Source organism: Rhodococcus sp. IEGM 1409, assembly GCF_030056735.1.
Classification (GTDB): Bacteria; Actinomycetota; Actinomycetes; order Mycobacteriales; family Mycobacteriaceae; genus Rhodococcus_F.
The window spans coordinates 157,429-170,406 of sequence record NZ_JASHKN010000002.1; the positions used below are offsets into that span (position 1 = coordinate 157,429).

14 protein-coding genes and 1 riboswitch are annotated in these 12,978 nt (G+C 63.3%); of the genes, 7 read left to right on the top strand and 7 right to left on the bottom strand.

The window, feature by feature from the left end:
- Window positions 1-5: 5 nt before the first annotated feature.
- A complete protein-coding gene (locus QM716_RS06660) occupies window positions 6-470 on the bottom strand; it encodes a tRNA (cytidine(34)-2'-O)-methyltransferase (RefSeq protein WP_283303341.1) in 465 nt (154 codons plus the stop codon).
- 135 nt (window positions 471-605) lie between these two features.
- Between QM716_RS06660 and QM716_RS06665 the strand changes: the two genes are divergently transcribed.
- Together QM716_RS06665 and QM716_RS06670 are read left to right on the top strand one after the other, a co-directional pair.
- Window positions 606-1,289 carry an excalibur calcium-binding domain-containing protein gene (locus tag QM716_RS06665; RefSeq protein ID WP_283303343.1) on the top strand — a complete coding sequence of 228 codons (684 nt, stop codon included), beginning with the start codon at window positions 606-608 and terminating at the stop codon, window positions 1,287-1,289.
- Window positions 1,290-1,322: 33 nt separating this feature from the next.
- Window positions 1,323-1,943, top strand: coding sequence for a pentapeptide repeat-containing protein (locus QM716_RS06670; protein ID WP_283303345.1), 621 nt, complete (start codon window positions 1,323-1,325; stop codon window positions 1,941-1,943).
- A gap of 6 nt (window positions 1,944-1,949) precedes the next feature.
- Here QM716_RS06670 and QM716_RS06675 read toward each other — a convergent pair whose 3' ends face one another.
- On the bottom strand, window positions 1,950-2,225 hold the full coding sequence (locus QM716_RS06675; RefSeq protein ID WP_283303347.1) for a DUF1905 domain-containing protein: 276 nt from the start codon (window positions 2,223-2,225) through the stop codon (window positions 1,950-1,952).
- Window positions 2,226-2,257: 32 nt separating this feature from the next.
- Window positions 2,258-2,770, bottom strand: coding sequence for a GNAT family N-acetyltransferase (locus QM716_RS06680; RefSeq protein ID WP_283303349.1), 513 nt, complete (start codon window positions 2,768-2,770; stop codon window positions 2,258-2,260).
- Window positions 2,771-2,801: 31 nt separating this feature from the next.
- Here QM716_RS06680 and QM716_RS06685 point away from each other — a divergent pair, with 31 nt between their 5' ends.
- Window positions 2,802-3,659, top strand: coding sequence for a bifunctional methylenetetrahydrofolate dehydrogenase/methenyltetrahydrofolate cyclohydrolase (locus QM716_RS06685; RefSeq protein ID WP_283303351.1), 858 nt, complete (start codon window positions 2,802-2,804; stop codon window positions 3,657-3,659).
- A gap of 5 nt (window positions 3,660-3,664) precedes the next feature.
- Entirely contained in the window at window positions 3,665-3,949 is a 285-nt protein-coding gene (locus QM716_RS06690) for a DUF3017 domain-containing protein (protein WP_230812347.1), read from the top strand.
- 5 nt (window positions 3,950-3,954) lie between these two features.
- Here QM716_RS06690 and QM716_RS06695 read toward each other — a convergent pair whose 3' ends face one another.
- The 4 genes from QM716_RS06695 to QM716_RS06710 form a co-directional block, all read right to left on the bottom strand.
- Complete coding sequence (locus QM716_RS06695) at window positions 3,955-4,530, bottom strand: hypothetical protein (RefSeq protein WP_283303354.1); 576 nt, start codon at window positions 4,528-4,530, stop codon at window positions 3,955-3,957.
- On the bottom strand, window positions 4,530-6,359 hold the full coding sequence (locus tag QM716_RS06700) for a DEAD/DEAH box helicase (protein WP_283303356.1): 1,830 nt from the start codon (window positions 6,357-6,359) through the stop codon (window positions 4,530-4,532). Before QM716_RS06700 ends, QM716_RS06695 begins: the two co-directional genes overlap by 1 nt.
- 118 nt (window positions 6,360-6,477) lie before the next feature.
- Window positions 6,478-7,614 carry a homoserine O-acetyltransferase MetX gene (gene metX, locus QM716_RS06705; RefSeq protein ID WP_283303358.1) on the bottom strand — a complete coding sequence of 379 codons (1,137 nt, stop codon included), beginning with the start codon at window positions 7,612-7,614 and terminating at the stop codon, window positions 6,478-6,480.
- On the bottom strand, window positions 7,611-8,936 hold the full coding sequence (locus tag QM716_RS06710) for a bifunctional o-acetylhomoserine/o-acetylserine sulfhydrylase (protein WP_283303360.1): 1,326 nt from the start codon (window positions 8,934-8,936) through the stop codon (window positions 7,611-7,613). Before QM716_RS06710 ends, metX begins: the two co-directional genes overlap by 4 nt.
- A gap of 143 nt (window positions 8,937-9,079) precedes the next feature.
- A riboswitch (SAM riboswitch) is annotated at window positions 9,080-9,220 on the bottom strand.
- Window positions 9,221-9,525: 305 nt separating this feature from the next.
- On the opposite strand from QM716_RS06710, the gene QM716_RS06715 reads away from it, so the two are divergent.
- The 3 genes from QM716_RS06715 (at window position 9,526) to QM716_RS06725 (ending at window position 12,970) form a co-directional block, all read left to right on the top strand.
- Entirely contained in the window at window positions 9,526-10,749 is a 1,224-nt protein-coding gene (locus QM716_RS06715) for an NADP-dependent isocitrate dehydrogenase (RefSeq protein WP_019747659.1), read from the top strand.
- A 130-nt stretch (window positions 10,750-10,879) separates the two neighbouring features.
- Window positions 10,880-12,088, top strand: coding sequence for an MFS transporter (locus QM716_RS06720; RefSeq protein WP_502941969.1), 1,209 nt, complete (start codon window positions 10,880-10,882; stop codon window positions 12,086-12,088).
- Window positions 12,089-12,124: 36 nt separating this feature from the next.
- Window positions 12,125-12,970 carry an exodeoxyribonuclease III gene (locus QM716_RS06725; RefSeq protein WP_283303363.1) on the top strand — a complete coding sequence of 282 codons (846 nt, stop codon included), beginning with the start codon at window positions 12,125-12,127 and terminating at the stop codon, window positions 12,968-12,970.
- Window positions 12,971-12,978: the final 8 nt, after the last annotated feature.

Below are 12,978 nucleotides of genomic sequence, written 5' to 3' on the forward strand. Positions count from 1 at the left end.
GTCGATCAGACGGCGCCCTTGAATCCGTGCTGACGCCAGGCCTCGTACGTCACCAGGGCGGCAGCGTTGGACAGGTTGAGGGATCGGCGTCCGGGAAGCATCGGGATACGCAGGCGCTCGGTGATGTGTTCGTCGGCCAACACTTCCTCGGACAACCCGGTGGGTTCGGGCCCGAACAGCAGGACATCGCCGGGTTGGTAAGCGATATCGGCATACGACGTGGTCGCGTGCGCGGTGAAGGCGAACACACGAGCCGGGGTGACGGCTTCCCAGGCAGCGGTCAGGTTTTCGTGGACCGTGACAGTCGCCAGATCGTGGTAGTCCAAGCCTGCGCGCTTGAGCTTCGGCTCCGACAAGTCGAACCCGAGAGGGCCGACCAGGTGGAGTTCGCAACCGGTACCTGCGACCATGCGGATCGCGTTTCCGGTGTTGGGTGGGATGCGGGGCTCGTGGAACATCACTCGGAACACCCGAGGAACTGTACCGGGCGGCGAATTGATGCCCGCGTGGGCGAGAAGAGCAGTCGAGAAGTGTGGGCAAATTGGTAACAAACCGGCCAGTCCGTGCGAATCTATTTCCGGCACTCTTCTCAGAACGGACATTTCATGAACCCTCCCGCAGGTTGGAACCCCGACCCCTTCGACCCCACGATCGACCGTTACTGGGACGGTCAGCAGTGGACCGCGCAGACACGGCCCAAGGGCGTCGACGCACCCACTCAAGCATTCGGTACTCCGACGCAGGTCTTCGGTGCACCGGGATCGACGGCGCCGGACGCAAACGCCGAAGAAGGCAACAAGCGGCGTAAGTGGCCGTGGATCGCCGGCGCAGCAGTCGTGGGGCTGGTTGCCATCGCTGCGGCGACGGGAGCGGGCAGGTCGGAAGAATCGACGACGCCTGCCGCGACCTCTTCGACGACAGCTGCGGCGACGACGACCAAAAGCACTGTCCCGTCGACCACGAAGACCACAACGTCTTCCGTCCCGCCGACCACGACTACGGCGACGAGGCTGCCGACCACGACCACAACCGTGGCAATAGTGCCGCTGGTGCCGCAGGTTCCGGTGACCACGACAACGCCGTATGTTCCGCCCGCTCCGGCCTACACGCCCCCGAAGACAACGGAACCCGCCTACGTTCCTCCGCCGGCCAAGGTGCCCGATGCGGGGGTCTATTACGCCAACTGCTCGGCGGTGCGAGCGGCCGGTGCTGCCCCGATCTACCGCGGCGATCCCGGCTATTCTTCCAAGCTCGATCGTGACGGTGACGGCGTGGCCTGCGAGACCTAGGCGGTCGAAACGGTGTCGGTGCGGCGGGGCAGTATGGACGGCATGCTCCCCGAAGAATCCGACGACGTCGTCGGCGAAGACTATTCAGACGCGCGACTGGCCGGGCAGAAGTGGCGTCAGCGCACTTTCACCAATTGCAATTTCCGAGACGCCGACCTCACCGGAATCACGACGGAGTCGGTGGTGTTCACCGACTGCGATTTCACCGGCACCGATCTGGGCGAGTCCGCACATACGGGAACGGCGTTCCGCTCGTGCAATTTTGCGCGGACCAGCCTGTGGCACAGCACGTTCCGAAACTGCAGTCTGCTCGGGTCGACGTTCGACGGTTGCCGCATCCGGCCGTTGACGCTCGACGAAGTCGACTTCTCGTTGACTTCACTGGGCGGGGCGGACCTGAGGAAGATCGACTTCACCTCATGCCGCTTCCGTGAAGCGAACCTGGTTCGAGCCGACATGCGCGGCGCGGTGCTGGCGTCGGCGGATCTATCGGGTGCTCGCACGGGTGGACTCAAACTCGAAGGTGCAGACCTGCGCGGTGCGCGGATCGATCCGAGCCTGTGGACATCCGCGTCCGTCGGAAACGCGCAGATCGAGTTGATGCAGGCGGTGGCGTACGCGTCGGCGCACGGTCTTGTCGTCGACATGAAGTAGTGGCGCCTAGCTCTGCAAGCGCTCCTCGAGTCGCACGGTCACCAGTTCGCCCGTTTTCTTGCGGATAGCTTTGCGCAGGTCGGCTTTGACCGGCAGCTTGTGGTTGCCGTCTCCCAACGCCATGAACGAACTCTGGAACGGATGTCCGTCGATCGTCCCGCGCACCTTGACCAGGCCGCGGGTGCCGAAGAACTCGGCGGACTCCGGCCAGATCACATAAGTCCACCCGCCTTTGGCGTCGCTCTTCTGCAAGGTGGCCGTGAATTCCTTGTCCAGCAACATGATGTCTGTCCTTTCGGGCGAGTTCCTGTCGATCAGCGGATGAATTCCCGTGCGAGCAGATCCATCAGCAGTCCGTCCTTCCACACACCGTGGCGATCTCGTGAGTACTCGCGCATCACCCCGACGTCCTTGAACCCCACAGATCGGTAGCACACGATGGCGACGGAGTTGTCGACCTCGGGGTCGATGACAAGACGGTGGAATGCGAGGTCGTCGACCAGATGGGCACACAGCACCCGAATCGATTCGCGACCGAACCCTTGACCGTGGAAGTCGGGATCGAGAAACAAGTCGAGCCCGGCGTGGCGGAAGTCGGGGTTGTCCTCAGCTTCGTACCACTGGATGAAGCCGATCAGTTGATCGTCGTAGAAGATGCTGTAGCGCGTGGTGCCGGCTTCTGGCGCCGCAGGCCAGTCGTCGTCGGGATTTTGCCACCACTGCACGACGTCCGGGTGCAGGTGAATTGCCCGCAGACGGGCGTGATGATCGGGCGCGACGGGGGAGAGGACCACTCTCGGGCCGCGTAGTTCCGGAGCCGTTGTCACTCATCGACCCTAACCTGGAACAATGGTCGCCGTGACTGCAACGATCCTCGACGGCAAAGCTACCCGCGACGAAATCTTCGAAGACCTGAAGGTGCGGGTGAGCGCTCTGAAGGCAGCGGGCATCACGCCCGGCTTGGGCACCATCCTGGTAGGCGACGACCCCGGATCCGCTGCTTACGTGCGCGGCAAGCACAACGACTGCGCCAAGGTCGGTATTAATTCTTTGCGACGCGACCTGCCTGCCGACATCACGCAGGAACAGCTCAATGCCACGATCGACGAGCTCAATGCCAATCCCGAGTGCACCGGCTACATCGTGCAGTTGCCCCTTCCCAAGCATCTCGACGAGAACGCGGCCCTCGAGCGCATCGACCCAGACAAGGATGCCGACGGCTTGCACCCGGTCAACCTCGGTCGACTGGTGTTGGGCAAGGAAGCGCCCCTTCCGTGCACCCCGCGTGGAATCCTGCATCTCCTGCGCCGTTACGAGGTGCCGATTGCCGGCGCACACGTGGTGGTCGTCGGACGCGGTGTCACGGTCGGTCGCCCGATCGGACTATTGCTGACGCGTCGTAGCGAGAACGCCACGGTCACGCTCTGCCACACGGGCACCCGCGATCTCGCAGCCGAGGTTCGCCGCGCCGACATCATCGTCGCTGCCGCCGGCGTTCCCGGTCTCATCACCGCGGACATGGTCAAGCCCGGAGCAGCGGTCCTCGATGTCGGCGTCAGTCGCACCGACGACGGCCTGCGCGGCGACGTCGCAGCCGACGTCAACGAGGTCGCCGGCTTCGTCTCACCCAACCCCGGTGGTGTCGGGCCGCTGACCCGCGCGTTCCTGATCACCAACGTGGTCGAGCGCGCCGAGCGGGTTCTGGCCGGAGTCTGAGACCGATGTCCTCACTGGTCGGCCTCGCGAAGAAGAATCTGCCCATGCTCGCGGTCCTTGCCGTGATCGCGGCAGCTGTTGTTCTCGTGCTGGCCGACCGGTGGCGCCGCGGTGCCCTCGTCTTCGGTGTTGCCGTCATCATCGGTGCTGCCGCTCGGTGGTTCGTTCCCGAGAATCGTGTGGGGTTGCTTGCCGTGCGCGGAAGAGTTTTCGACACTGCGGCGATGGGCGTCATGGGAGCATTGATCGCGACGCTTGCCCTGACCATCGATCCGCTCGGTACCGACTGAGAAGGTCAGTCCCCGTAAAACGAGCGGATGTCGATGTCGCTCAATGAGATCCACTCCGTTGACTGTGTGGATGCCGATTTCTTTCCGGCCTTGTCCGGTGCACTCCGCAGCGTCACTGCGAGGACCGGTTCCTCGTCGATCCGCCCGGCCAGGGCGTAGATCGCTGCGAGATGGTGAACGCACGGCGAGCGTCGACCTGAGCAGTTACAGCTGGCAGTGCACTCCGAAAGATCAACGGCTACTGCGATATTTCGAGCCTGCAGTTCAGTGACGACGCTGTCCGGTAGTTCGCCGGTGGAGACGGACCTATTGGCCTTTCCCGCCGAGCGGAGAAGGCTCTTCACCGCAGATATTTCGGATTTGGTCCAGAGTGGGACACTAATTGTCACCGACGAGGTTTTTGCTTTGGTGCTCACCTCGGCTACGACGGACCCCGATGAGACCACGGTGAAGTCCACCGACCCGTTGCGTGCGAGGGTACGAGCCGTCGGCAGTGACGGGTTCGGACCGGATGCCGCGGTCCGCTCCACCGTGCGCAGCCACGCTCGACCCCACGCGGTGACACCGAATTCGTTGGCCATCAGATGATCACCGCGCCGTCGAGTTCGAGAAGTTCACGCAGTTCGGTGTCGGGAAGATCTGCCAGGGCGGCCTCGACGTTCCCGGAAACAGCATCGGCTACAGCTCGTTTGGACTCGTGCATCGCTGCGATGTGATCCTCCACGGTTCCGCCCGTCACCAAGGTGTGGACGTTGACGGTGCGCTTCTGGCCGATGCGGTGTGCCCGGTCGGTTGCCTGATCTTCGACGGCTGGGTTCCACCACCGGTCGTAGTGCACGACGTGACTCGCGCGGGTGAGGTTGAGGCCGAAGCCGGCGGCGCGCAGGCTCAGAATCAGAACCGGCGGGGAATCCGTGTCGTTCTGGAACGCGTCGACCATCCCGTCGCGCTTGTCGGTGTTCAGGCCGCCGTGGAGGAAAGGCACGGCACCGATTCCCAATTCGGATCCCAGGTGCCGCGAGAGCATCTCGCCCATCGTCCGGTACTGCGTGAATATCAACGCGCGGTCGCCGTCGTCGACGATCTCGGCGATCATTTCCGTTGCGCGGTCGAGCTTTCCGGATCTTCCGTAGAGGTCGTCCGTATCGCCGGTGACCTGCGCGGGGTGATTGCATACCTGCTTGAGGGTGGTCAGCAGCGCAAGAATGTTGCCGCGCCGGGCAATTCCCGTACCCAATCCGGTGTCGAAAGCATCGGCAACTGCCGACCGATAGATGCGCGCCTGTTCCGACGTCAGAGTGCACGAGACGGTGGCGAACTGCTTGGGCGGAAGATCCTTGGCCACCGTGTCTTTGGTTCTGCGCAGAATGAAAGGATCGATGACCGCGGCAAGCCTGGTCGCCGCAGTGGCGGATCGACCGGATTCGATCGGTACGGCAAAGCGTTGACGAAAACGTGCGCGAGTTCCGAGGACGTAGGGATTGGCAACGCGAAAGAGTGACCACAACTCCTCGAGGCGGTTCTCCACCGGCGTGCCGGTCATCGCCACCTTGACGTCGGCCGACAACTGCATTGCCGCTTTCGCAGCGAGGGAAGCGGGGTTCTTGATCTGCTGCGCCTCGTCGAAGATCACCGAACTCCAGTGGATCGGGGTCAATTGGGCCGCGTCGGAACGCAAGACGCTGTAGCTGGTCAGAACCGTGGTGCCGGCGGGGATACGAGTAGGAAGTGCGCGAGCAGTCCCGTGATGAACATGCAGTGGCAGATGCGGAGCGAAGCGCTCGATCTCGCGGCGCCAGTTTCCGATCACCGAGGTGGGACACACAACCAGATGTGGACCGTCGTCGGCGCGGATCGCGATCATCGAAATCGCTTGCAGTGTCTTACCCAAACCCATCTCGTCGGCCAAGATCCCACCGCCCGAACCCGACAGCGCAGTCAGCCAGGCAACTCCCTGCACTTGATACGGGCGCAGAGTCGCCTGAATCTTCGCTCGGCGAAGGCTGTCCACGGCTGTACGCGCAGCCGTGAACAACCGCACTGTGGACCGGGCGCTTCGGATCTTCGTGTCGTCGCGGTCGATCGCTGCATGCGCTGCGGTCGGGATGTCATGTGCGCCGGTCTCGATGACGCGCTTCCACGCGAGCAACGACGGTCCGAGGTCGCCGCGACCTGCATCGAGGTTGTGGAACGCATCGATCGCGGTGGTGAGGTCGAGCAGTTGTGCTTCGACGTCGGTTGCTGTGATCGACTCGTCGACCGGGATCGCAAGCCTGCACACGCCTGGCGACCCGGCCGGCATCCCCAGTGCCGACAGTCGCGCTGCCGGGTCTGCGTCACCCCAGAACGCGAAGGACATGTGCTCGGGAATGTACGTAGCCTGCAGGCGCGTCGAGCATGGCTGATTCACGTTCGCCGATGCTAGCCGCGCCGGCTCGCGTTGGCCAATGAAAATGTCGGGAAAACCCGCAGATCAGCTGTGGTTTTCCCGACATTGACGAATCCTGAAAATGTGGCTCTGTGCCGGATCAGCGAGCCGTGCGTGCGAACTCCATCGTTCGGCGAAGGAGTCCGGCGACAGCGTCCGCCTCCGTCAGGAAGCCGTCGTGGCCGTCCTTGGACTTGAGAATCTCGAGGCCGCTGCACGTGGAAATTCCGTCGGCGATCTCCTCCTGCAAACGAAGGGGATACAGCCGATCCGAATCCACGCCGCCTACTACGACCGGTGCCGTGATCGATGCCAACGCCGCTGCAACGCCGCCGCGTCCACGGCCGATGTCGTGCCGATTCATAGCCTCGGTCAGGAGGACGTACGTGCTCGGGTCGAAGCGGTCGACGAGCTTGTCCGCCTGATGTTCCAGGTAACTCTGCACAGCGTATCGTCCACCGTTCCAAGGGTTTTCGTCGTTCTGAGCGGAGTTCTCGAAGCGTGCGTCCAGTTCGGACTCGGTGCGGTACGTCAGGTGCGCGATGCGACGAGCGATGCCGAGTCCGGCGCGCGGTGCCCGACCCGATCCGTGGTAGTTACCGCCTTGCCAGTCGGGATCGGAGACGATGGCCGCGATCTGCGTCGTCTGGGTGCCGATCTGATCTGCGGTGGCCCGTGAACCGGTTGCGAGAACCAACGCGGACCGAATGCTGTCCGGGTAGGTAACTGCCCATTCGAGGGTGCGCATGCCGCCCATGGACCCGCCGACCACCGACGCCAACTGGTCGATCCCGAGGAGATCGAGGAGCTTCTTCTCCGCCGCGATCTGATCCCGGATGGAAATTTCCGGGAAGCGGCTGCCCCAGGGCTTGCCGTCGTCGGCCAGTGAACTGGGACCGGTCGTGCCGCGACAACCACCGAGGACATTGGTTGCGAGGACACACCATTCGCCGGTGTCGATCGGTTCGCCGGGGCCGACCATCCCGTTCCACCAGCCGGGGGATGGCTGATTCGCGGAGATCGGTCCGGTGACGTGCGAGTCTCCGGTCAGTGCGTGCTCGACGAGTACGACGTTGTCGCGGTTCGGGGACAGCTCACCCCACCGCTGAACGGCGAGCGAAACGGATGGGAGTACCGCGCCGCTTTCGAGTTCCAGGGCGCCGATGTCGACGAACCCCACCTGACCGTCGGCCGGGGGCAGGAGGTCGATCCTGGGCTGCAATTCGTTCACGGTCACGAGTTTGCCACCGCAGCCAGGCCGACGGTGAGATCGGCGAGGATGTCGTCGATTCCTTCGATACCGACAGCGAGGCGGACGAGTCCGGGCGTGACACCGGAGGCGAGCTGCTCTTCGGGTGTGAGCTGCGAGTGCGTCGTCGACGCGGGGTGGATGACGAGTGAGCGAACGTCACCGATGTTGGCGACGTGGCTGTGCAGCGTCAGGGCGTTGACGAATTTCTTGCCCGCATCGATACCGCCGGGCAGCTCGAAGGTGACGATGGCGCCGGTTCCCTTGGGCGTCAGCTGCTTTCCACGTTCGAACCATGGTGAGGAGGGGAGGCCCGCGTAGGAGACAGAGGCCACCTCGCCGTGGCCGTCGAGGAATTCGGCGACCTTCTGTGCATTGGATACGTGGCGCTCGATGCGCAGGCTCAAGGTTTCGATGCCCTGCGCGATGAGGAACGCGTTGAACGGCGCCACGGCGGAGCCGAGATCGCGCAGAAGTTGGACGCGCGCCTTGAGTGCAAACGCCGGCGCGCCCAGGTCTGCGAAGGTGACGCCGTGGTAGCTGGGATCAGGCGTCGTGAAGTTCGTGTGACGACCCTGCGTCCAGTCGAAGGTGCCACCGTCGACGATGACGCCGGCGATCGCGGTGCCATGTCCGCCAAGGTATTTCGTGGCGGAGTGAACGACGATGTCGGCGCCGTGTTCGAGCGGGCGGAGCAGGTACGGCGTCGCCACGGTGTTGTCCACGATCAACGGAAGACCGTTTTCGTGGGCCAGCGACGAGATGCCGGGTAGGTCGAGGATGTGGTTCTTCGGATTGGCGATCGTTTCGCCGTAGAACGCCTTCGTGTTCGGGCGAATGGCTTCGCGCCACTGGTCGAGATCGTCAGGATCCTCGACGAATGTGACTTCGATGCCCAGTTTACGAAGGGTGTAATGCAAGAGGTTGTACGTGCCGCCGTACAGGTACGGGCTCGAGACGATGTGGTCGCCGGCCTCGGCAATGTTGAGGATCGCGATGGTCTCGGCGGCCTGACCCGAGGAGAGCAGAAGTGCGGCGACTCCGCCTTCGAGGGCAGCGATCCGCTGCTCGACGGTGTCCTGCGTCGGATTCATGATTCGTGTGTAGATGTTGCCGGGCTCGGCGAGGCCGAACAGGGCGGCAGCGTGATCGGTGCTGTCGAAGACGTAGCTGGTGGTCTGGTAGATCGGCAGAGCGCGCGCATTGGTGGCGGTGTCCGCTGTTTGCCCGGCGTGCACCTGCTTGGTCTCGAACGACCAGTTCGCGGTCGGATCCGAAGCTGTTGCGGCGTCGGTTGTGTTGTCGGTCATGATTTGTTCACTCCAGTGGTCTGACGGATAGATGTCGGACGGGGGCGAAGGATCGCCGCCCCGTGCTGGGGTCTATCTACAAGTGCGACACATACTGAAATACCTCCGTGGGGCTCGGCCCGGTCTGGGGTCCGTCCCTGTCGGACCCGCGCTTGTCACCCGAATTGCGGTGGAACTGCGCGAGCAGATCCACGTCGGGAAACCTGGTCATCACCCGGGGCACCCCACCGCGGTTGGAGGGTTGCCGTCCAGCGAGCCGGGGCTTGACGCTGGCACTCATGACCAAGTCGGATTCTACCGGGAAGTGAGCGCAGTCCTGACACGGGGCGAAATGTGAGCCGCAACCGCACGCGAGGCAGAGCGACGCAGCCCACTAGCAGGCAAAAGTTACTCGCGAGTAGAGACCGATGGGTGGACCTGCCGGTTGCGGCCTCACGGGTTAGCAGTACGCTTGTCTTGTTTGGGACTCATCTCCCGAGATCAGTCCACACCGTCTAGGTTTGATAATCGAACCGTTCGCGGACCCACTCACAAAGTGTGACCGCAACCGTGTAACCAGGGAAACTTCCTAGGAGGACGCGAAGCACCCATGTCCAAAATCAAGGTTGAGGGCACCGTCGTCGAACTCGACGGCGATGAGATGACGCGCATTATCTGGCAGTTCATCAAAGACAAGTTGATCCATCCGTATCTCGATGTGAACCTCGAGTACTACGACCTCGGTATCGAGTACCGCGACGAGACCGACGACCAGGTCACCATCGACGCAGCGCACGCGATCCAGAAGCACGGCGTCGGCGTCAAATGCGCCACGATCACGCCGGACGAGGCACGTGTCGAGGAATTCGGTCTCAAGAAGATGTGGCGTTCCCCGAACGGAACGATCCGCAACATTCTCGGCGGCACGATCTTCCGCGCACCGATCATCATCTCCAACGTTCCGCGACTCGTTCCGGGCTGGACCAAGCCGATCATCATCGGCCGTCACGCATTCGGCGACCAGTACCGCGCCACAGACTTCAAGGTCCCCGGCCCCGGCAAGGTGATGATCACCTACACGCCTGAGGACGGCAGCGCACCGATCGAGCACGAACTGGTCAACTTCCCCGAAGAGGGCGGCGTCGTCCAGGGGCAATACAACTTCACCACGTCCATCCGTGACTTCGCTCGCGCGTCGCTCACCTACGGACTGCAGCAGAACTACCCGGTGTACTTGTCCACCAAGAACACCATTCTCAAGGCGTACGACGGTGCCTTCAAGGACATCTTCCAGCACGTCTACGAGACCGAGTTCAAGGCTGAGTTCGATGCCGCGGGTCTGACCTACGAGCACCGTCTCATCGACGACATGGTCGCTTCCGCACTCAAGTGGGAGGGCGGCTACGTCTGGGCATGCAAGAACTACGACGGCGACGTCCAGTCCGACACCGTGGCCCAGGGCTTCGGCTCGCTCGGCCTCATGACGTCGGTTCTGCTCACCCCGGACGGACGGACCTGTGAGGCAGAGGCTGCTCACGGCACCGTGACGCGTCACTACCGTCAGCATCAGCAGGGCAAGCCCACCTCGACCAACCCGATCGCGTCCATCTTCGCGTGGACCCGTGGGCTCGAGCACCGTGGCAAGCTCGACAGCACTCCCGAGGTCATCGGCTTCGCGCAGGCGCTCGAAGACGTTGTCATCAAGACCGTCGAAAGCGGCCAGATGACCAAGGACCTCTCGATGCTGGTCGGCGGCGATCAGGGCTACCTGACCACCGAGGAGTTCCTCGGCGCGCTCGACGTGAACCTGCAGAAGGCCATGGCCGCGAAGTAGATTCACCGCTTCACCTTTCGAATGGGACGTCCGGGAAACCGGGCGTCCCATTTGTGTTCGCGGTCTCACGTGAGTGAACTCACCCGCTCTCACTTGGAAGTTCAACCAGATGTGAGATCACAATTGATCAGTGACTTCGTCTACCCTCTCCCGTTTTGACGCCTCGACACCCGGGGTTCGTTCCGCCAGAGGTCCGGCGATGCTCGCTCTCGCCCTCGGCGGTTTCGGTATCGGCACCACCGAGTTCGTCGCCATGGGATTGCTCCCGGAAATGGCATCCGGGCTCGGTGTCTCGGAACCCATCGCAGGCCACGTGATCTCCGCCTACGCGCTCGGCGTTGTCGTCGGTGCTCCGCTGATTGCTGCTCTCACCGCACGGGTACCGCGCCGCACGCTGTTGATCGCACTCATGGTCGCCTTCACCGTCGGCAATGCCGCTTCGGTTTTCGCGCCCTCGTACACGACGCTGATGATGGCTCGCTTCGTCGCCGGATTGCCGCACGGCGCGTACTTCGGAGTCGCCGCGCTGGTCGCAGCTCACCTGGCCGAACCGGGCAAACGTGCGAAGGCCGTGGCGATGGTGATGATGGGTCTTTCCGTGGCCAACGTGATCGGGGTACCGGTCGCCGCCTGGATCGGTCAGGCACTCGGCTGGCGCAGCGCCTTCGCTTTGGTCGCCGTGATCGGCGTGGCAACCGTTGCTTCGCTCTTCGTCTGGATTCCGCGGTTGGACGGCATGCCGGTGACAAATCCGATCACCGAACTCGGAGCGCTGGGCCGCGTCCAGGTGTGGATGACGCTGATCGTGGGCATGGTCGGGTTCGGCGGCATGTTTGCCGTCTACACCTACATCAGTACGACGCTCACCGACGTGTCCGGGCTCGGCGCTTCGTTCATTCCCCTGGCACTCATGCTCTACGGGCTGGGCATGGTTGCCGGCAACTTCGTCGGCGGCTACCTCGCGGATCGCGCACTGATGAAGGGCTTGTTCCTGTCCATGGGATCCCTCGTGGTGATCCTCGCTGTCTTCGTGGTGGCCGTGCGCAATCCGTACACGGCACTGATCTTCGTCTTCCTCATCGGGCTCGCGGGGTCCTCGATGGTTCCGGGTCTGCAGACACGGTTGATGGACGTCGCCGAGGACGCTCAGACCCTGGCTGCTTCTCTCAATCACGCCGCGCTGAACATCGCCAATGCCTTCGGAGCGTGGATCGGCGGCGTCGTGATCGCGGCCGGTTACGGGTACACGGCGCCGGCGGCAGTGGGGTCTTTGCTGGCGGTCGCGGGTCTTGTCGTGCTGGCGATTGCAGTGATTCTGCAGCGTGGGGCCGTGCGCTGAGGTGGGCGCCCATCCGCGTCGGTGGAATCGGCTACGGTGCTTGCCGTGCCACAAACTGCTGACTCCCACATTCTTGCTCCCCGCACCATCACGTCCGTGAACGTTAACGGCGTTCGAGCAGCTGCCCGCAAGGGCATGCTCGACTGGCTGGAGAAGACCTCGGCGGATTTCATCTGCCTTCAGGAAACGCGTGCGTCGGACGATCAGCTTCGTGAGACCCTCGAACCAGCACTCGGCAACGGATGGTTCCTGGTCTCCGCCGAGCCGTCCGCGAAGGGACGCAACGGAGTCGCGGTGCTCTCACGCATCGAGCCTGACGCGGTGCGGATCGGTCACGGGGACGACGAATTTCTCGACGCCGGTCGATACATCGAAGCCGACTTCGCCGATCTGACCGTCGCGAGCCTGTACCTGCCCTCCGGTGAGGCGCTCACGCCGAAGCAGGAGGAGAAGGAACGCTTCATGGCGTCCTTCGCGGTTCACCTCGCCTCCACCGCCGCAGCGGCCGAGGCTGCCGATCGCCACGTGGTGGTCAGCGGCGATTGGAACATCGCGCACACCGAACTCGACCTCAAGAACTGGAAGACCAACAAAAAGTCTTCGGGATTCCTCCCCGAGGAGCGTGCATGGATGGACCTACTGTTCGCGGAGGATTCCACATGGGTCGATGTCTTCCGCACCCTTCACCCTGGTGTTGATGGCCCTTACTCGTGGTGGTCCTACCGCGGCAAGGCATTCGACAACGACTCGGGGTGGCGTATCGATTACCAGGTTGCCACCCGCGGCTACGCCGAGCGGGCCAAGGTCGCGGTTGTGGAACGCGCTGAGTCCTACGACCTCCGTTGGTCGGATCACGCACCTGTCACCGTCTCGTACCGGTAGGAACGCGC